12 protein-coding genes are annotated in these 21,360 nt (G+C 38.6%); 11 read left to right on the top strand and 1 reads right to left on the bottom strand.

The features are described from left to right. The 3 genes from QZ379_RS07075 to QZ379_RS07085 all read left to right on the top strand — a co-directional run. Positions 1-1,006, top strand: a 1,006-nt coding sequence (locus QZ379_RS07075) for a hypothetical protein (protein ID WP_291562358.1), incomplete at its 5' end; no start/stop codon positions are given. Between the two features lie 273 nt (positions 1,007-1,279). Continuing rightward, a complete protein-coding gene (locus QZ379_RS07080; RefSeq protein WP_291562361.1) occupies positions 1,280-1,489 on the top strand; it encodes a hypothetical protein in 210 nt (69 codons plus the stop codon). A gap of 403 nt (positions 1,490-1,892) precedes the next feature. Then, a complete protein-coding gene (locus tag QZ379_RS07085; protein ID WP_291562362.1) occupies positions 1,893-3,173 on the top strand; it encodes an ATP-binding protein in 1,281 nt (426 codons plus the stop codon). Between the two features lie 70 nt (positions 3,174-3,243). Here QZ379_RS07085 and QZ379_RS07090 read toward each other — a convergent pair whose 3' ends face one another. Continuing rightward, positions 3,244-5,415, bottom strand: a complete 2,172-nt coding sequence (locus tag QZ379_RS07090) for a tetratricopeptide repeat protein (RefSeq protein ID WP_291562364.1) — start codon at positions 5,413-5,415, stop codon at positions 3,244-3,246. Positions 5,416-5,538: 123 nt separating this feature from the next. On the opposite strand from QZ379_RS07090, the gene mfd reads away from it, so the two are divergent. The 8 genes from mfd (at position 5,539) to QZ379_RS07130 (ending at position 21,274) form a co-directional block, all read left to right on the top strand. Further along, the gene (mfd, locus tag QZ379_RS07095; RefSeq protein ID WP_291562365.1) at positions 5,539-8,904 is read left to right on the top strand and encodes a transcription-repair coupling factor; all 3,366 of its coding nucleotides are present in this window, start codon (positions 5,539-5,541) and stop codon (positions 8,902-8,904) included. Between the two features lie 226 nt (positions 8,905-9,130). Next, a complete protein-coding gene (gene accC / locus QZ379_RS07100; RefSeq protein WP_291562368.1) occupies positions 9,131-10,642 on the top strand; it encodes an acetyl-CoA carboxylase biotin carboxylase subunit in 1,512 nt (503 codons plus the stop codon). A gap of 12 nt (positions 10,643-10,654) precedes the next feature. After that, positions 10,655-11,170, top strand: coding sequence for an acetyl-CoA carboxylase biotin carboxyl carrier protein subunit (locus QZ379_RS07105; RefSeq protein ID WP_291562371.1), 516 nt, complete (start codon positions 10,655-10,657; stop codon positions 11,168-11,170). A gap of 2 nt (positions 11,171-11,172) precedes the next feature. Beyond that, positions 11,173-12,705: an acyl-CoA carboxylase subunit beta gene (locus QZ379_RS07110; protein ID WP_291562374.1), complete on the top strand. Its 1,533-nt coding sequence runs from the start codon at positions 11,173-11,175 to the stop codon at positions 12,703-12,705. A gap of 215 nt (positions 12,706-12,920) precedes the next feature. Continuing rightward, positions 12,921-13,433 (top strand): TlpA disulfide reductase family protein, encoded by a 513-nt coding sequence (locus QZ379_RS07115; protein WP_291562393.1) that lies wholly within the window; start codon positions 12,921-12,923, stop codon positions 13,431-13,433. A gap of 10 nt (positions 13,434-13,443) precedes the next feature. Continuing rightward, positions 13,444-14,238 carry an N-acetylmuramoyl-L-alanine amidase gene (locus QZ379_RS07120; RefSeq protein WP_291562377.1) on the top strand — a complete coding sequence of 265 codons (795 nt, stop codon included), beginning with the start codon at positions 13,444-13,446 and terminating at the stop codon, positions 14,236-14,238. Between the two features lie 612 nt (positions 14,239-14,850). Then, on the top strand, positions 14,851-18,114 hold the full coding sequence (locus QZ379_RS07125) for a helicase-related protein (RefSeq protein ID WP_291562380.1): 3,264 nt from the start codon (positions 14,851-14,853) through the stop codon (positions 18,112-18,114). A gap of 13 nt (positions 18,115-18,127) precedes the next feature. Next, positions 18,128-21,274, top strand: a complete 3,147-nt coding sequence (locus QZ379_RS07130; RefSeq protein WP_291562390.1) for a DNA methyltransferase — start codon at positions 18,128-18,130, stop codon at positions 21,272-21,274. Positions 21,275-21,360 lie beyond the last annotated feature (86 nt).

The following is a 21,360-nucleotide window of genomic DNA, read 5'->3' on the forward strand; positions in this document are numbered from 1 at the left end:
TGATAGTGAAATCGTAATAACCGTGGAGCAGAAAGGCGAGAGTTCTGCCGGAACTGTGGCAAAGAAAATCAAGAAGATTGTCTATAAGGAAACAGATAATAGCTCTGTTGACACAGACCGTAATCCGTACGAAAAAGAATATTCTTTGAAATTTTCATATTTTGAAGATGGTAGTGTAGCTCGCTTAACGAAGGAAGAAACGGGTTATTCTGGTGACAAATCCAGTATTACTTATAATTTCAACTATGACATAGTTGGTGAAATACAGGTAGAAGAAAAAGAGAGTGATTATTATGAAACCTATAATTATGTAGTAAAACTTGATGACAGAGGAAATGCCACTGAGGTAAGCAAGAACGGTAAGAAACTTGCATCATTTGGTTATACCAATGATGTCCGCCTTGGAAAAGTCGTTACTTATAAATATGGTGATGAAGATGAGCAACATATATTCTCCTATGAGAATGGATTGATGAGTAAATACACTTGTGATGATGGATATGAGGATGCAGACGAATATACATTTGACGGTTCTTATTATACCAATAAATATCCCAATAACGGCATGATAGACATGATGGGATATTTGTTGAATGGTGATGTTGATGATTATGAATTTAATTTCCTTTTCTATATAGGACGTTTAAGTAAGACCAGTGATTATTTCGTGGAAACAATGCTAAATGATGATGATGAGGCTATGGACGCAGGTCCATATGGATATCCAGCTGAAGACAATGGAAAAACAATAACTTGTCCAACAGTTGAATTTGCAGATGATAGTAAAATTAAATGTGAATACGATACGGATGACAATCTGACTAAAGTGGAAGAGTCAATCGCTTATGAAGTCATTGAAAAAAGTTACACTATAAAAGTTTATACAGATCAAAAGCCTGTACGTGTTGAAAATGGTATTCCGTATTATCCAGGAGATCGTATATACAATCCAGATAAGAAAATAAAGGATGGTACAGATTATTACACATATACTATAAACTATTAATCTAAATTAAAATCAGAATAGCCGAAATATATTTTCGGCTATTCTGATTTTTATTTTAAATATACCTATATTGAATTTTATTGAATCAGCGTAATATGTTTGTACATATTGCTTCGTTTTTGGGGGGGCAAAAGAAGGATAGAGCTTTTTCAGAAGATGTGACATATGCCTTTCTTCATAATCTGATAGGAATGTAATTTCTTCTTTTGTATAATCGTATCTGTAATTGTGGCTATTTTACGTTGTTATATTCTGTTATTCTCAATAAAAATTATGGCTGTTAAAACTAAATATCAAGTAGGTGATATAATATATTGGTACTGTGATATGGATAATGAAATTCATCATGCAGAAGTCCAATTTGTTAATTATGCTGGTGTTGGATATCCTGATATAAATTATGAGGTAACAACGGTATGTTGTGGTGAGACTAAAACTCTTTTTATAGATGAGTATGAAGTTTTAGAATCAGATACTTTATAAAAATAAACTCAATTTTTTGTTTTCAAGTGGAGTTGGTTTCCGTATTATGTAATCCTGTCAGACGAACAGTTTTCTTATGAGTATTATGGTAACCTGACTGAAAATTCTTCTTTTTTCGTTGAATTCAAGTAAACGCAAAATAAACGGCTTCCGAACATTCATTGAACAAAGTGTAAAACCTGTTTTTAGGATTTAGAACCTGTTCTAACACTGTTCAGAAGCCGTTCAGTATATGTATTTACTGTCTATTTTTTCACTCTGGTACAATTTTTATATCGTAATCTGCAGAAAAATGTATGTCATAATATGAATTATCTGCAGAAAAATGTATATTTGTATCAAATTCATCTGCAGAAAAATGTGGCTGTGCCAAGAATTATCTGCTGAAAAATGTAGATATGCTATGCAAAGGATTGTTTTACAGAAATTTATAGAATGGAAGAATAAAACTGACAGAAAACCATTGATAGTCAATGGCGCCCGTCAGGTTGGCAAGACATGGCTTCTTCGTGAGTTTGCCAAGGCTGAATATATAAAGGAAGCATATATTGTTTGTCGTAAAAATGATATTATCAGACAAATCTTTACCCAGGATTTTGATGTGGACAGAATACTTCGTGCTTTACGTGCATTGTCCGGTGTCGATATAACTCCGGGAGATACGCTTATAGTTCTTGACGAGGTTCAGGATGTGCCTGAAGTTCTTGAGGCATTGAAATATTTCTGTGAGGAAGCACCGGAATATCATATTGCTGTAGCCGGTTCTTTGTTAGGCATATCTTTGCATCATGGTGTTTCTTATCCCGTTGGGAAGGTAAACGAAATCTATATCTATCCTATGAATTTTGAGGAGTTTGTCTTGGCAAAAGGAGAAACAGAGATTTTTAAACTCCTCGTCAACCGTGATTATATGACGATGAATCTTATTCATGAGAAGATTGTAGATTTGTTGAGGCAGTATTATTATGTGGGTGGAATGCCTGAGGCGGTAAAGAAATATGTGGAATCTGATTCTCTTGTGGAGGTAAGAAGAATACAGGAGGAGATACTAAGCGGTTATGAACTGGATTTATCCAAACATGCTCCCAAAGAGCAGGTGGCGCGTATCCGTATGGTATGGAAAAGTATTCCGTCGCAATTATTCAAAGACAACAAGAAATTTATATATGGTGCATTAAGGAAAGGTGCAAGGGCAAACGATTTTGAAATTGCTATCCAGTGGCTGGTTGATTCAGGGCTGGTCTATAAGGTTCCAAAGTGTACAAAACCGGCTTTACCGCTTGATATTTATGAGGATTTAAGCTGTTTTAAGTTGTATATGCTTGACATAGCTTTGTTAGGTGCAATGGTTAATACTGAACCTGTGCAGGTCCTGATAAATAATAATGTTTTCGTAGAATATAAAGGCGGAATGACGGAACAGTATGTGCTTCAGCAAATGAAAAGCCATGGTGTATCTCCTGTTTATTATCATAAAACGGATGATTCCAGACTGGAACTTGATTTCGTAATACAGCATAATGCGAGATTGTTGCCTATTGAAGTGAAGGCAGAGGGAAATGTAAGAGCCAATTCCTTGACGGCATTACTTGCCAAGAATCCTGATTTAGAAGCAGTCAGATTTTCTATGTTACCCTATAAGGAACAGGGACAACTGAAGTGTGTACCATTGTATGCAGTTTAGGCATATCAGCCCCCGTTCAGTGAATGTTCACCGAACGGGGGCTGAACTATGATATTACACGTACCGTCAGTTACGATACCATATCAGGAATCATATAGATTATGTCCTCCTGTACTCCTTTGGATTTCAGCATGTCTGCATCATCCGAGAACATGGTATAGAACGACGTCTCACCGTTTGTCAGTTCTTTCGCTCTCCTGTAGAAACTTATGCCCGACGGTATATCTCCTTTAACCGTGTAGACGTGCCCCATGTTCATCCAGTCTTCGGCTTTGGCATCGGCCTTTTCAGTTATCTTTGCGTACATACTGATGGCTTCATCGTTTCTTCCGGTCATAAAGTAGCACCATGCTATTGCCCTTTGGGCGGATGTTCTTCCCTTAGTGAGATATTCCACTTTGAACATATATTTCAGGGCTTCATCATACTTTTTATGCATGATATATATTTGTCCTATCTGATTGCATATATTGATGCTGTCCGGATTAACGGCTTCCGCTTCCTTAAGGAACTCTAAGGCCTTGGAGTTGTCGCCCTCTTTTCTGTAGCACAGAGCTAAGTTCTTCAATGTCCATTCGTCTCCGGGGGCAAGGATATTGGCTGTTTCCAGAGGCTTGATTGCCATCTTGTAGTTCTCGTTAAGTATATGTCCGTATCCCATCTTTTGGAAAGCTTCTACATTCGTAGGGTCATCTATGGTTATGTCCTTATACAGCAGCAGGGTGTCGTAGGTATGTCCTTTTGCAAACAGATAGTCTGCCAAAGGCTTTATTTTGCCGTCCTCTTTCAGTAGGCTGAGAATCAGCTCGTTATCCCATACCTCGATGTCGCCGCTGAAGATATCGTTTCTGTCGTTTTTGGTCCCCCACAACTTGCAGAAACGATATAAATCCTGTATGAAATGTCTGCTTTCCATGCGTCGGCGGTTTATCGCACTGTCCGTTCCTTCCTGTTCCTTAAGGATTTGGTTTTGTGCCGAAAGTCCGGAACTTAATGCGTCAACCGGCAGGCTCGGCATTGTCTTGAAGGTAAGACATAGGGAGTATTTGTCTGAGTTACACATATCAGTGGCATTCCTCAGAGTTTCTATGAACGAAGCATAACTGTTTTGTGAGTCTGTCTGCATTTCATATATCTCCGGTGTGTTTTCGCCGAATATGTAGAACCAGTGCGACGGCTCGTAGAAGAAAGGATATTTTTTCAGCTGCGAGAAAGTACACATATTTGTATCGGCACCTTCCTGGCGGAGCATATCGAGTTCCTTTATCTGGTCCTTTATCTTTTCGATGCTGTCTTTCCACTGTGGATTGAACTCGGTTAAATCTTCTAAATTAATATCTGAAATATCCTTGATAGGTTCCGTCATATTCGATGATTTCATAATGGAAGGTATTATTTCATCCCTCATCTTCTTGTCTATATCCTCAGTGTCGAGCGAAAGAATGATTTGAAGAATTACTGTGTACAGGTCGCTGTAGAAATACGGTTTGTCTTTCAGCAGTTCAAGCTCGTTGAACAGGTTTGGGTATGAGTATTCCATCGCGTCGCTGTTTATGTGCATTCCCAATACCAGCCCTACCAATGCACGCTGCGATATGAGAGGATTCGGGCAGTTCATATACAGATGTATGAGGAAACGGAATTTATTCGGGTCAAGAAGATACGTCATGCTGAGGCAGACGGCCGATGCCATGAGAGCCTTGTCGCTGTCAGGGATTAAAGGAGAATCGGCTATTGCCATAGCCTCCTGATATTCCTCGTTACTCCATGAGGTAGGCAGCCAGATTTTGTTGAAAAGCTCGTCTATTACGGTCTGGTGTCTTTTCAGGATGTCCTTCATCTTCGTTTTTCTTTCTTCGCCGTCAAGCATGGATGCAATGCCAGTTTCATCGTGTATTCCCTCTAAAATCATGCAGATTTCGGAGTATGAATGCATCGGATAATTTCTGTTGGCAATGTATTTTCTTGACAGATAAGTATTGTTGGCTTCCAGCTTATGCTGCAGTTCAGTCCTGTCGTTTATGGCAAATGCATTTCTGAACAGCTGGTTATATAGTTCTTTTCTATCCGGATCGTTTACCCCCTGTGCGGCATATTGAATCATGAATCCGTATGTGGTTTTCAGATTCTCTATTTCCGATTTAATCTGCCAGTTGTCTGTCGACGAGGCATATTCTGTCAGTTTATCAAGAGCTTCTTTCAGTCTGTGGTCAAGGAGCAATGTTTTAATGTCGATATGCATACCGTTATTTCATTATTTATACTACAAGTGCAAAAATAATAAGTTTTTTGTAATTTTGCACCAACTAATTTATATGAGTTCTTTAGTTTTAAACTCAGAAACTCGAAAACCTACAAACTTAAAATGACTATTTCAGAATTGCAAAACGTATATGCTGCCCATCCCAATACAAAAGGGATGATTTCCGTCCTGAAGGACAGCAGCATAAAGACTATCTATTTGGGCGGTGTGCATGCTTCGTGTGTATCATTGTTCTTTTCGTCATTTATTAAGGAAAATCCGTCAGTATATGTGTTCGTTCTGAACGACTGTGAGGAGGCCGGATATTTCTATCACGATATGGTTCAGGCCAATGGTGATACGGATATCCTGTTTTTCCCTTCTTCCTACAGACGTGCGATAAAGTACGGACAGAAAGATGCGGCGAACGAGATTCTGCGTACCGAAGTTCTGAGCCGTCTGGAGAAGAGGGATAATGTGGCGGTTGTCACTTATCCGGAGGCATTGGCTGAGAAAGTGGTATCGAAAAAGCTTCTTACTGACAAAACTATATCTCTGAAGGTAGGTATGAACGTTGAGACTGATGCTATAGCTGCCCAACTGGTGGCATTGGGATTCAGTCATGTGGATTATGTTTATGAGCCGGGGCAGTTTGCCACTCGTGGAAGCATCCTCGACGTGTTTTCATTTGCATCTGAATATCCGTACCGTATTGATTTCTTTGGCGATGAGATAGACAGTATAAGAACTTTTGAGGTAGACTCGCAGTTGTCGAAAGAGAAAAAGACGGCTGTTAACATAGTGCCGGAGCTGACAGGTGTAACGGGTGAATCTGTGACTTTTCTTGATTTTCTTCCCCCTAAGGCTTTACTGTGTGTGAAAGACCTGTTATGGGTGAGAGAGAGAATACAGAGCATCCACGAAGAAGTGCTTTCTTCGCAGGCCATAGCGGCAGCCGAGGAGGGAAACACGGAATTGCCTGATATCCAAAAGACTATTATTGAGGGAAAAGATTTTACGGACAAGGCCCTTGATTTCAGGAGAGTGGATTTTGGAGCCAAACCTGTAGGAACTCCGCAGTCCAAACTGATGTTTGAAACTTCCGTACAGCCAATCTTCCACAAGAATTTCGATATGGTATCGTCTTCACTGAATGATTTTATTCAGCGGGGATATAAGATATATATATGTTCTGACAGCTCTAAACAGACTGACCGACTGAAAGATATTTTCAAGGAGAGGGGGGACGAGATAGTATTCGAGCCTGTGGACAGAACTCTGCACGAGGGTTTTGTGGACCACACAATGCGATTGTGTATTTTTACCGACCATCAGATATTCGACCGTTTCCATAAATACAATCTTCGCAGCGACAAGGCTCGCAGCGGAAAGGTTGCTCTTTCGCTTAAAGAGTTGAATCAGTTTGAACCGGGCGATTATGTGGTGCATATAGACCATGGTATAGGCCGTTTTGCCGGACTGGTACGCGTACCTAACGGCAATACCACTCAGGAAGTAATCAAACTGATTTATCAGAATGATGACGTAGTGTTCGTATCAATCCATTCGCTCCATAAAATATCGAAGTACAAGGGTAAGGAAGGCGAACCGCCAAGAATAAGCAAATTGGGAACAGGCGCATGGGAGAAGATAAAGGAACGTACCAAGACCAAGATAAAGGACATAGCACGCGACCTTATAAAACTTTACTCTCAGCGTAAGCAGGAGAAAGGATTCAAGTACAGCCCGGACAGCTTCCTGCAGCATGAGTTGGAGGCTTCGTTCCTGTATGAAGATACTCCGGACCAGTCGAAAGCTACTCAGGAGGTGAAAGCCGATATGGAGAGCGACCGCCCTATGGACAGACTGGTCTGTGGTGATGTGGGATTCGGTAAGACGGAAGTTGCCGTAAGAGCTGCTTTCAAGGCTGTGGCCGACAATAAGCAGGTGGCAGTGCTTGTTCCTACTACAGTTCTTGCATATCAGCACTTCCAGACTTTCAGGAAAAGGCTTGACGGTATGCCTTGTAAGGTAGAATATCTTAGCCGAGCGCGTACTGCCAAGGATACAAGTCGCATACTGAAAGAACTGGCCGACGGGCAGATAAATATCCTCATCGGGACTCATAAGATAATAGGCAAGAGCGTAAAATTCAAGGATTTGGGGCTGCTTATCATAGACGAGGAACAGAAGTTCGGTGTAAGTGTGAAGGAGAAACTCCGCCAGATAAAGGTTAATGTAGATACACTCACTATGACAGCTACACCTATTCCGCGAACTCTACAGTTCTCGCTTATGGGAGCAAGAGATTTGTCCGTAATCCAGACACCGCCGCCTAACAGATATCCTATACAGACAGAGGTACATACTTTTAATGAGGAGATTATAACCGAGGCTATAAATTTCGAGATGAGCCGTAACGGGCAGGTATTCTTTGTGAACAACCGTATTCAGAATCTTGTAGAGCTTAAGGCCTTGATAGAAAGAAATATACCTGACTGTAGGGTATGTATCGGTCATGGCCAGATGCAGCCGGAGGAACTTGAAAAGATAATTTTCGATTTCGTAAACTATGATTACGACGTACTTCTCGCTACAACCATAATAGAAAGCGGTATAGACATTCCTAATGCGAATACCATAATAATAAACCAGGCTCAGAACTTCGGTCTGAGTGACTTGCATCAGATGCGCGGACGTGTGGGACGTGGAAACAAGAAAGCTTTCTGCTATCTGCTGGCGCCTCCATTGAGTTCGCTCACACCTGAGGCACGTCGCCGTCTGCAGGCCATAGAGAACTTCAGCGATTTGGGCAGCGGTATTCATATCGCAATGCAGGATCTCGACATCCGTGGAGCAGGAAATATGCTTGGAGCCGAACAGAGCGGCTTTATAGCAGATTTAGGTTATGAAACTTACCAGAAGATTCTTGCAGAAGCTGTTACCGAACTTAAGAATGACGAGTTCTCCGAGCTTTATGCCGATGAGGTAAAAGCCGGTGATGAGGTATTGAGCGGTGAAGGATTTGTAGATGAATGTACCGTAGAGAGCGACCTCGAACTCCTGTTCCCGAATGAATATATCCCGAGCAGCAGCGAAAGAATGCTTCTCTATCGCGAACTTGACAAACTGGAACTCGACAAAGATGTGGAAGATTTCAAAGCACGTCTGAAAGACCGTTTCGGAACTATACCTCCTGAAGGTGAGGAACTAATAAGAATTGTTCCTCTAAGGCGCATAGCGAAACGTCTTGGTATAGAGAAGATATTCCTTAAATCAGGACGCATGACTCTGTTCTTCGTAAGCAATCCTGACAGTCCTTACTATCAGAGTGAGGCTTTCGGTAAGATTATCGGCTATATGTCGCGCTATCCGCGCCAGTGTAATCTCAGGGAACAGAACGGAAAGCGCAGCATGATTATCAAGGACATAAAGGATGTACAGTCGGCGGTAAGAGAATTGCAGGAGATAACAAGTATTCAGCAGTAAACATACAGTTTCTGTATATTTTTGTTATTTTGCTATATCCATGTGGCATTTGTAGTAAATCAGATTTTGAGTAGTTAAAAAACATGAAATAGATAGCTGAATATTGTTTAAAAACATGTTATTAAGCATGTGTTTGTGATTCTTTTAATATTTTTGCACAGAATTTGATTTAGTGTGCCATGATGGGCATGCGTTATAAAAAGAATATAAACCAAAAAAATAGAGCATGATACAGAAAGTATTGATAGCTAATCGTGGAGAGATTGCAGTTCGTGTTATGCGTTCTTGTCGTGAGATGGGAATCAGAACAGTGGCTGTATATTCAGAGGCCGATAGAGCGGCTCGCCACGTATTATATGCAGATGAAGCTTGTTTCATAGGTCCTGCTGCATCTCGTGAGAGTTATTTGAACATTGACAAAATCATTGAGGCAGCCAAGCGTCATGGTGCAGATGCTATTCATCCCGGATATGGTTTTCTTTCTGAAAATTCAGAATTTGCCCGCAGATGTAAGGCGGAAGGAATTATCTTTATCGGTCCTGATCCTGAAACAATGGATGCTATGGGCGATAAGATTTCGGCAAGAAAACACATGATTGCAGCCGGAGTGCCTGTAGTTCCCGGTACAGAAAAACCTTTGCAGAACGTAGAAGAAGCAAAGAGAATATGTAATGAGATAGGTTACCCTGTTATGCTTAAGGCTTCTATGGGTGGTGGAGGTAAAGGTATGCGCCTTATCCATAGCGAGGCTGAGGTGGAAGAGGCTTATAACACTGCCCGTTCAGAATCTATGTCATCATTCGGTGATGATACTGTATATCTGGAAAAATTCGTAGAAGAACCTCATCACATCGAGTTCCAGATTCTGGGTGACAATTATGGAAATGCCATACATTTGTTTGAAAGAGAATGTTCTATCCAGCGCAGAAATCAGAAAGTAGTTGAGGAAACTCCATCACCATTCGTAACTCCTGAGTTGCGTGAGAAAATGGGTAAGGCTGCCGTAGCTGCTGCCAAGGCTGTGAACTATAAGGGCGCGGGTACTATCGAATTCCTTGTAGACAAGAACCGTAACTTCTATTTCCTCGAAATGAATACACGTCTTCAGGTGGAACATCCTATCACTGAGGAGGTTGTTGGTGTTGACCTTGTTAAGGAACAGTTGCGAATAGCAAACAACGAGCCTTTGCATCTGAAACAGGAAGACCTGAAACAGAGAGGACATGCTATCGAATGCCGTATTTGTGCGGAAGATACAGACAATAATTTCATGCCTTCACCGGGTATTATCAAACAATTGATGGAACCTAACGGAATAGGTGTTCGTATAGACAGCTATGTATATGAAAGCTATGAAATTCCTATCTATTATGACCCTATGATAGGTAAGTTGATTGTATGGGCTACTACACGTGAATTTGCTATAGAGCGTATGCGCCGTGTGCTTTACGAGTACAAGATTACCGGTCTGAAGACAAACATCAGTTACCTTCGTCATATAATGAATGTTCCTGACTTTGTAGAAGGACATTATGATACACTGTTCATACCTAAACATCAGGATATGCTGAAGGAATGGGCCGGCAAGAAGGAAGAAGAAACAGAAAACATCGCTATGATAGCTGCTTATATGGACTATCTGATGAACCTTGAAGAAAACAAGGGTGCTTCTTCAGATAACCGCCCTATCAGCAGATGGAAAGAATTTGGATTGCAAAAAGGTGTACTTAGAATTTAAGTAGTTAATCAAATGGAAATACATATAGGAAACAGAGTTGCTGATGTATCATTGGTCAGCAAAGATGGAAACAAAGTGCAGCTAACTATCGATGGAGTACCTTACGACGTTGATATAGTTATGGCCGAAAACGGAAGCTGCTCTATTATCCATGACGGAAAATCGTACAACACAGAACTTATCCGTAAGGAAGGCGGAAAGAGTTATACAGTAAATGCTCATTATCAGTCATATAATATTGATATTATAGATTCACAGGCCAAGTATCTTCGTATGCGCAAGGGTGGCGAGGAAAAACAGCAGGACAAGATTGTTTCTCCTATGCCGGGTAAGATAGTAAGCATACCGGTAGATGTAGGCGACAGACTTGAAAGCGGAGATATCGTAGTGGTTATCGAAGCTATGAAGATGCAGAGCAACTACAAGGTGAGCGCTCCTTGCGTTGTTAAGGAAATCCTTGTGAAAGAGGGTGACTCTGTGAATGCCAATCAGGTGGTTATGACTTTGGATATTATTAAAGAAGACTAATTATGACAACAGAAGAACAATACAAATATTTTCAGGAGCTCGACAAGAAAGCTTCTCAGGGTGGAGGAGTAGAGCGTGTGGAAAAACAGCATGCAAACGGACATATGACAGCCCGCGAACGTATAGACATGCTGCTCGACAAAGGTACATTCAATGAAATAGACAAGTTCGTGATACATCACTGCACAGACTTCGGTATGGAGAAGAACCATATTCCGGGCGACGGTATCGTGTGCGGTTATGGTAAAATAGACGGACGTCTGGTTTATGTATATGCTTATGATTTCACTGTATATGGCGGTACACTGAGTGCTACAGGCGCACAGAAGATAGTTAAGGTACAGCAGTTGGCACTCAAGAACGGTGCTCCTGTAATTGCCTTGAACGACTCGGGTGGCGCACGTATTCAGGAAGGTGTGGGAAGTATCTCTGGTTATGCTTCTATCTTCTATCAGAACACTATCGCTTCAGGTGTTATCCCTCAGATTTCTGCTATCCTTGGTCCTTGTGCCGGTGGTGCCTGCTATTCTCCTGCACTTACCGACTTCATCTTCATGGTGAAGGAAAAGAGCCACATGTTCATCACAGGACCGGATGTAGTCAAGACTGTAACTCACGAAGAAGTCGATAAGGAAGAACTTGGCGGTGCATACACACACAGCAGCAAGAGCGGTGTGACTCACTTCCTTTGCGATACAGAAGAAGAAACACTTATGGGTATCCGCGAGCTGTTGAGCTTCCTGCCATCAAATAATATGGAAGATGCTCCTGTTCAGCCATGCTCAGATGATATCCGTAGAGCAGACGAATCGCTGATGTCAGTTATTCCTGACGACCCGAACATGCCATACGATATCAAGAACATCATCGAACCTGTAGTGGACAATCAGTACTTCTACGAAGTAATGCCACACTTTGCAAAGAACATGGTAGTGGGATTTGCCCGTATGGCCGGCCGTTCTGTAGGTATCGTAGCAAACCAGCCTGCATATCTTGCCGGCGTGCTTGACATTGATGCTTCAGACAAGGCTGCACGTTTCATCCGTTTCTGCGACTGCTTCAATATTCCTATCATTTCGTTCGTTGACGTACCCGGATTCTTGCCGGGCTGCGACCAGGAACACAATGGCATCATCCGTCACGGAGCAAAAATCGTTTATGCATACGCTGAGGCTACAGTGCCTAAGATTACAGTTATCACACGTAAGGCATACGGTGGTGCATACATCGTGATGAACAGTAAGCCAATCGGTTCGGATGTAAACTTCTCATATCCTACAGCTGAGATTGCAGTTATGGGTGCCGACGGAGCAGTAAATATCCTTTATCGCAAGGCTACACCTGAAGAAAAGGCTAAGGCGGTAGAAGAATACAAGGAGAAATTCTCTAACCCATACCGTGCGGCAGAGCAGGGATATATCGATGAAATCATTCTCCCGAGAGATACTCGCTACAAACTTATCCAGGCATTGGAAATGACTCAGAACAAGAGCCAAAGCAATCCTCCTAAGAAACATGGAAACATGCCTCTGTAATAAGGTGGCAGCATAATGATAGAAGATGAACAATGACATTTTATAGTTTTTTACAGACTGTATGATGTTGTTGTTCATCTTTTTTATGTTTACAAATCTTTCACATCCTTCACGGTACCGATGTTTTTTCGTAACTTTACCCCGGATAAATTCTAAATTTAAACCATCAATTATAAATTCGGAAACTTATGAAAAGATTTATCATGTTGGCAGCCATGTTTTTCTGCCTTTTTAGTGTCACAAATCTGATGTCGCAAAAGCGTGTAGCCGATAAGGCAGGATATATAGTAAAAGTAGGAGATATGGCTCCTGATTTCGAAATGACTCTCACAGACGGTACTAAGGTGAAACTTTCATCACTCCGCGGAAAAGTGGTCATGCTTCAGTTTACAGCCAGCTGGTGCGGAGTATGCCGTAAGGAGATGCCTTACATTGAGAGCGATATATGGCAGAAGCACAAGGACAACAAACAGTTTGCCCTTTACGGTATAGACCGCGACGAACCGTTAGAGCGTGTGAAAGCCTTTGCAAAACAGACAAAGGTAACTTATCCGCTTGGACTTGACCCCGGAGCAGATATCTTTGCGCTTTATGCAGAAAGAAATGCCGGAATCACAAGAAATGTGCTTATCGACCGCAGTGGAAAGATTGTAATGATGACAAGACTCTTCAATGACGAAGAGTTCAAGTCGTTGTGCAAGAAGATAGATGAAATGTTAAAAGACTGACAGTAAAAGTATGAAGCGTATTTGTTTTTTATTGTCATTCTTTTGTGTAATATCTTTTTCGGTATCGGCTCAAACTAAGAAAAAAGAACCTCTTTTCGGAAAGTCGCATTCATCCTATACCGTGTCATCTTCATCACTGAAAGGTGCTGTGTTCTATCTTGTCAGCGGACACGGAGGACCTGACCCGGGCTGCATAGGCAAGTATCAGGGAAAGGAACTGCATGAAGATGAATATGCCTACGATATAATTCTTCGTTTAGGTAAGGAACTTTTAGAGAGGGGAGCAAAGGTATATTTTATCATTCAGGATGCCAAAGACGGTATCCGCGACTCCTACATTCTTAAGAACAGCAAGCGTGAGACTTGTATGGGCAAGCCAATCCCTTTGAATCAGCTTGAACGTCTCAAGCAGAGGTGTGTAGCTATAAACAATCTCTACCGCAAGGATAAGAGCAACTATAAGCGTGCTATATTTATTCACGTTGACAGCCGTTCGAGAAATAAGCAGACAGATGTATATTTTTACCACGCTCCGAAAAGCAGATACGGCGAACGTCTTGCAACAGAAATTCAAAAGACTTTCAAAAGCAAATACAGCAAGCATCAGCCGGGACGAGGATTTGGTGGAACAGTGAGCGAGCGTAACCTGTATGTGCTGAATAATACCACTCCTGTAGCAGTGTTTATGGAGCTTGGCAATATGCAGAACGCCCTTGACCAGAAGCGTCTGGTGATTCCTAACAACCGTCAGGCCTTGGCCAACTGGATAACTGAGGCGATAGTAAAGGATTATAAGAGAAGATAAAAACATTTATTCAGTAAAATTCATATATAGAAAGTGTATAGCAAACGACTAAAAAAATCTATCGTTTGACAGCTGTCAAACAATTGTTTGACACGTGTCAGACAATAGTCCGACAGCTGTCAGACAATAAAAATATTCTGTTGTTTGTGCCCTACCATACAGGAATAGTTAAGAAGAAATGACTATGGATCTGCTGTGATTGAGACAAATGAGGAGCGAAGTATATATTAAATCGTTGAAATAGTCAATTAAGCACTGTTTAGATTGTGTTCATTGACTGTTTAGTGGGTGTTCACTGAAATAATAAAAAATGAACTATTCAAATTTTCCGGATAGTTCAAAATTAAAGGCATGAGTTGTTCGGAATTACCGAACAACTCATTTTTTTATGTAAGAGATGAATTCTCTGTTCATTTTTATAAATCAATTGATGCATATGTTTGTTAGGTAATTTTTATTATATTTGCCAATATTGTATATCACTAAATGTAATCTTGTAGATATTGATTAATTTAAGTATCACAAGAACATATATAAGAGCAATCTTTAAAAAATTAAAGAAAAGATAATATTACCAAACAGATATTTACCAATAAAAATGGTAATACCCTCATGAAGGAATTTGAGGGCTTATTAGAACATAACTCTAGTATTAAAAGGCTTGATTCTGTAGTTGGATTCCTTCGTGCCTCTGGATATTTTATGTTACGTCCATTCCTTGATAATATAAATAAAGTACGAATCCTTATTGGTATCGATGTAGATAAGTATATAGTAGCAGCACACAATAAAGGTCAGTTGTTTTTTGGTGCTGAAGAGAATGTAAGACAAAACTATCTAAATCAATTACGTCAAGATATTGAATCTTCTGAATACTCGAGTCAAGTTGAAAAAGGAGTTTTTCAAATGATTGAGGATTTAATAAATGGTAAACTTGAATTACGTGCACATCCTAGTAAGAAAATTCATGCCAAAATTTATATATTGTATCCCGAAGTATATAATCAATATACTTTGGGAGCAGCAATAACAGGCTCAAGTAATCTTAGTGGTAATGGTTTGGGTATAAGTCAGGAAAAGCAATATGAATTTAATGTGCGTATGACTGATTATGATGATGTACAATTTGCTAAAGATGAATTTGAACAACTTTGGGTTGAGGCTGAAGGATGCCCTATAACTGCAGAAGATATTCAGACAGGTCCTATTCTGAATACATATCTCAATGGGGATGTAACTCCTTATGAGCTTTATATAAAGATGTTGATGGAGTATTTTTCAGATAGAGTTTTGGCTACTGATGCACAAAATGCTTTTGATATGCCTGAAGGATATACAGCATATGAATATCAGAGTGATGCTGTTATCGAAGGGTATAAAAAACTTTTAAAATATGATGGTTTTATTCTTGCCGATGTTGTAGGTTTGGGTAAAACTGTTATTGCTACAATGATAGCTAAACAGTTTTGCATAGATAATGGATATGAGAACACAAAAATACTTGTGGTTTATCCTCCTGCAGTAGAACAAAACTGGAAACAGACATTTAAAGATTTTGGCATAGATAAATACACTCGTTTTATTACTAATGGAAGTCTAAAGAAAATACTTGATGAAGATAATTTAAATTATTGGAATGCAGATGAGTATGACTTGATCCTTGTTGATGAGGCTCATAAGTTCCGTACTCATACAAATGCAGCATTTTCTGAATTACAGGAAATATGCAAAATGCCTCGTATAAATCAAGGTAACATAAAAGGGTTTAAAAAGAAAGTAATGCTTATTTCTGCTACGCCTATGAACAATACACCGGCTGATTTATATAATGAAATCGTGCTTTTCCAAGACCCTCGTTGTTGTACTATTGAAGGTGTTCCTAATCTTACTTCTTTTTTCAGTCCATTAATTGTTGAATTTAAAAAACTTCGTCGTGATTCTAATTACGATTTAAAAAAATTCAAGAAATTGGCAGAAAAAGTACGTGATCGTGTAGTTAAGCCTATAACAGTTCGTAGAACACGTACTGATATTGAGGCTATACCTCGTTATAATAAAGATATACAGGGCTTTCCTAAAGTCGCTCCTCCTGTAGAGAAAACTTATGAGATGAATGATCGTATAGCAGATATGTTTGAAAAAGCAATGTTTACTCTTGTTAAAGAGTTAACTTATGCTCGCTATCAGGCTATTGCATATTTACATGAAGATAAATCAAAAGGACTTTATGATAATGCAGAATTAATATCACGCAGTTTGGCAAGTATTCGTAAAAATGGACTTGTAAAACGATTGGAAAGCTCTTTCTATGCATTTCAAACTTCAATCAATCGTTTTCGTGATGCTAATCAATACATGATAAATATGTTTGAGAAAGATAGGGTATTTATTGCGCCAGACTTAGATATAAATCATTTGTATGAACTTGGACTCAGTGATGATGAAATAGAAGAACGCTTAAATTTGAAAGCTGAAGATAATCCTAAGAATGCTGTGTTTAAAGCAAAAGATTTTAAGCCTGATTTTATTCAGATGCTACGTGCTGATCAAGAAGTTCTCGAAAAGATGTGTGATGAATGGAATACAGTTACTGAGGCTGATGACTCAAAGTTTGATAAGTTTAAGGATATATTGAATCATGAACTGTTTAAAAAAGATAGAAACCCGGGACAGAAACTTGTAATCTTTTCAGAGTCAGTTGATACGGTAGAATATCTTAAACGACGTATAGGAAGAGATGATGTGTTGGTTATAACAGCAGGAAATCGTAACAAACTATTTAAGACTATTACTGAAAACTTTGATGCAAATTGTAAAAAATGTTTGCAAAAAAATGATTATAATATTATAATAACAACCGATGTACTTGCAGAAGGTGTGAATCTTCATAGGTCTAATATCATTATAAATTATGATACTCCGTGGAATTCAACAAGATTGATGCAGCGAATAGGTCGTGTAAACCGTATTGGCTCCGAAGGAAAGAATATATATAATTATGTATTTTATCCTTCACGACAGGGTAATAGAATAATCAAACTAAATGAAATAGCTCTATCTAAAATTCAAACATTTCATTCTACTTTTGGTGAGGACAATCAAATTTACTCACAAGAAGAGATCATTGACCGTGATTTGGAAAAACTGTTTACAGAGGGATTACAGACAGATAAAGGTGACTTTAATGAAGAAATACCATTCTATGAAGAACTCCGGTCTTTATACCTCAATAATAGGCGTGAATACAATCGTATATCAAAACTTTCTCTCAGAAGCAGAACTGGTCGTATTGGACGCTTTATTGATGGAGTAACTCTATCGCAGGATACATTGGTATTTTTAAAAACTAACATGAGGAAGTCCTTTTTCCGCGTTAGTGATGAATATGTAGAAGAACTCGGAATGGTTGATGCACTTAAATATTTCAAAGCAGATGTTGATGAAGTAAGAGTAGATCGTATAAGCCAACATCATGAACATGTTGCTATGGCTTTAGAGAAGTTTCATCAGATTAGAGGAAAAGAACAGGTAGATGAAGATATTCAAACAGGGCAGCTTGGAAATGCTTTAGGAGCACAAGTCGGTATGGCAACAGGCTTGATAAATTTATTTTTGCTGGAAGTACAAGATCAAACTCTTTATCAGCAAATGGTACAACTTAGGATACTTGCAGAAAGAGGGGTAATAACAATTATAGCCAAGCGTCTTCAGCGTATGCAGAAGGATATGCAGCGTGGATTATTGAAGCGTGAAGAAGCACTTAGTCAGATTATTGACTTGGCTAAAAAATATAATGCATATTTTTTAAGTGCTGAAGAATTAAAGCGTGAATTGGAAACGGAAGCTAAGATTATTCTTAGTGAATCATTTAAATAATAATTATTGAATTATGGATTATCGTTCGATTATTGAATCAAAATATAATCGTGCAAACTGGCAAAGCCTTTTGCATGATATTTTTCGTCAGTACATACAGTTTTGGCAGCAACCACAGCAAGTGAATGTAAATGAAAATATGGCGAAGTGTGCTTTGTATATGGGTAAGATAAATTTGCCTGATGCAAAGACAATTGCTGTTTATGAAGTAGAACTTAGTGATACAGCTATCATAGAACGTAATCGTGCAGGAATTCGTAACTTGTTATGCTCCAATTGGAAAAGTATGGGGTGTGTGGGTGCATTTATGTTCTGTTATCGTGAAAGTGAATCAGTGCTTCGCTTCTCATATGTTAGTGAATCATTTTCATTTTCAGAAGATGGTTCGTTAAAGAAAGACGGTACAGATACTAAACGTTTTACATATCTGCTTGGTGAAGGGCATCGTTCGCGGACAGCCATAGAACAGTTTGAAAAGTTAAAATCAAGTGGACTAACATTACAAGACATTACAAAAGCATTTTCAGTTGAGGCTTTGAGTAAACGTTTCTTCGATGATTATAAGAAACAGTACGAAGATATTGTAGAGTTTGTTACTGGAAAACGTATGGTTAAGGTAGCAAATAAATGGGAGGAACATGTAACTGGTAAACCATGTAATGAGATTCTGAAACAGTTTATGCAATTCCAGAATGCTGAGAAAGCTGTACGTGATTATGTGAAGAAACTTATGGGACGATTGGTATTCATTCAATTTCTTCAAAAGAAAGGATGGATGGGTTGTTCTGCAAGTAACAACTTATGGAATGATGGTGACAGGGAATTCGTTCAGAATCTTTTTGCTAATACCTCATATAAGAATACTTTTGTTGATGATGTACTTGAGCCGTTGTTTAATGATATTAATACCAAACGTGATGGTGATATAGCAAATCCTGTACTTGGTAAAAATATTAAAGTGCCTTATTTAAATGGAGGCTTATTTGAAAATGATGAATACGATAAGAAATCTTTTCCACTTCCAGCAAAGTATATGAAATCAATGCTTGATTTCTTTTCATCATATAACTTTACGATAGATGAAAATGATCCAGACGATGCTGAAATAGGTGTTGATCCGGAGATGCTTGGACGTATATTTGAAAATCTGTTGGAAGATAATAAAGATAAGGGAGCATTTTATACCCCAAAGGAAATAGTTCAGTATATGTGTCGTGAGTCTTTGATAGCTTATCTACAGACGGATATTGAAGACGCAACAGTCAAGGATAGTATTCGTGAGTTTGTTTTAACTAATGATACTTCAATACTCTCAGATGAACTTGCAGTAAATATTGATGAGAAGTTGAAGGAGGTGAAAATATGTGATCCGGCTATTGGTTCTGGTGCTTTTCCTATGGGGCTTCTTCGTGAATTGTATGATTGTAGAAAAGCTATTGAAGGTATTGACAATAATAATGCAGTGAAAATAAAAACTCATATTATTCAGAACAATATATATGGAGTTGATATAGAAAAAGGTGCAGTTGATATAGCTCGACTCCGTTTTTGGCTTGCTTTAATTGTTGATGAAACAACTCCTCATGCATTGCCTAATATGGACTTCAAAATCATGCAAGGTAATTCACTATTAGAACAGTATGAAGGTGTTAATCTTAGTGGTATGTCTTTAAATGAACAAGAAAAACAGCGTGCAAGCAAAAAGAAACAAGCTGCATGGTTGCCTTCATTAGCTTTCGATGAACAAGATTCTCTTAGTAATATCCAGAGGGCGATAAATGGGTATTATGGTGTTGATGACCATGATAAGAAGGAGTATTTGCGTAATGTAATCAACGAGAATATAAAGAGCTATATTCTAAATATTAAAGGATGTACGCCTGAAATTAAACGAAAACTTGAAAATTTACCTATACCTAATGATCAGTTTTTTCTTTGGCATATATATTTTAAAGAGGTTTTTGACAAGGGTGGATTTGATATAGTAATTGGTAACCCACCGTATGTTGACTCTGAAACTATGACTAAAAATATGCCATTGCAGAGAGAATTATATACTAGTAAATTTAAAAGTGCTAGAGGGAATTGGGATCTATTTATTGTGTTCATAGAACACGGAATAAATATTCTTAAAAACGGTGGAATATTCTGTAATATAGTTCCTAACAAATTGATAGCAGCGAAATATGCTGTAGAATTAAGAAAAATAATATCTTCAAAATGTGTCCTTGAAGTACGAGATTATAGTAGAGTTGATATCTTCGAAAATGCCTCAGTTTACCCAATTACAATTCTTCTTAGAAATGATTCTTTTGTTAATACTACTGTATTTTCAATAATGGCAAATCGGACTGATATCAAACAGTCAAATGAAGCAGATTCGTCATCACTGAATAGTATTGATTATTGGGATGTTTTTTTTGTAGATGCTCCATTGTTTAATATTATGAGTAAAATAAATAAGCATAAAAAACTTGCCGAATACGATGTTGAAGTTTTAGGAGCAGCTACAGTTGCTGATGCATATGAAATTAAAAAGTTTGTGTCTGATAACGATAGAATAAGAGGATTTAAACTTGTAAATTCTGGAACAATTGATCCTTATCAACCGCTATGGGGTGTAAAGTTGTGTAGATATATAAAAGATAGTTATTTTACTCCTATTGTAAAAAGTAGTTTGTTGAGTGCATACAGTAAGGTTCGATATAATCAAGCTGTTTCTGTAAAAATTATTGTAGCAAGCATGACAACGCGTTATGAAGCTATTTTAGATTATAAAGGAGAGTTTATTCCAGGGAAATCAACGACTATTATTATCGGTGATATAGCTACCTTACGCAGTCTTATTGGAATTATTAATAGTAAGTTAGCTTCTTTTTGGCTAAATATACAATTTAATTCACTTAAAATGTCAGGTGGTGCAATAAATGTAGGTAGAAATGAACTTTTATTATTACCTATAGCAGAACTTAGTTTGTCTGTAAGTGAATTGGTATTAAAAATATTAGAACTAAAAAATGATGATCTTTATGCTGATACTTCTTTATTGGAGAGTAGAATTGACAAAATAGTATATCATCTATATGATTTAACATACGATGAAATACTAATAATTGATCCTGAAACATCAATAACCCGTGAAGAATATGAGCAATGTTGATGATATAGTGATAGTTAATAATTAGGGTGTTCGGTAGTGTAAAATAAACTGTGTCACGCATTATTTTTCTCTATAAAACTCATCGG

Source organism: Bacteroides sp. (genome assembly GCF_019417265.1).
Classification (GTDB): Bacteria; Bacteroidota; Bacteroidia; order Bacteroidales; family Bacteroidaceae; genus Phocaeicola.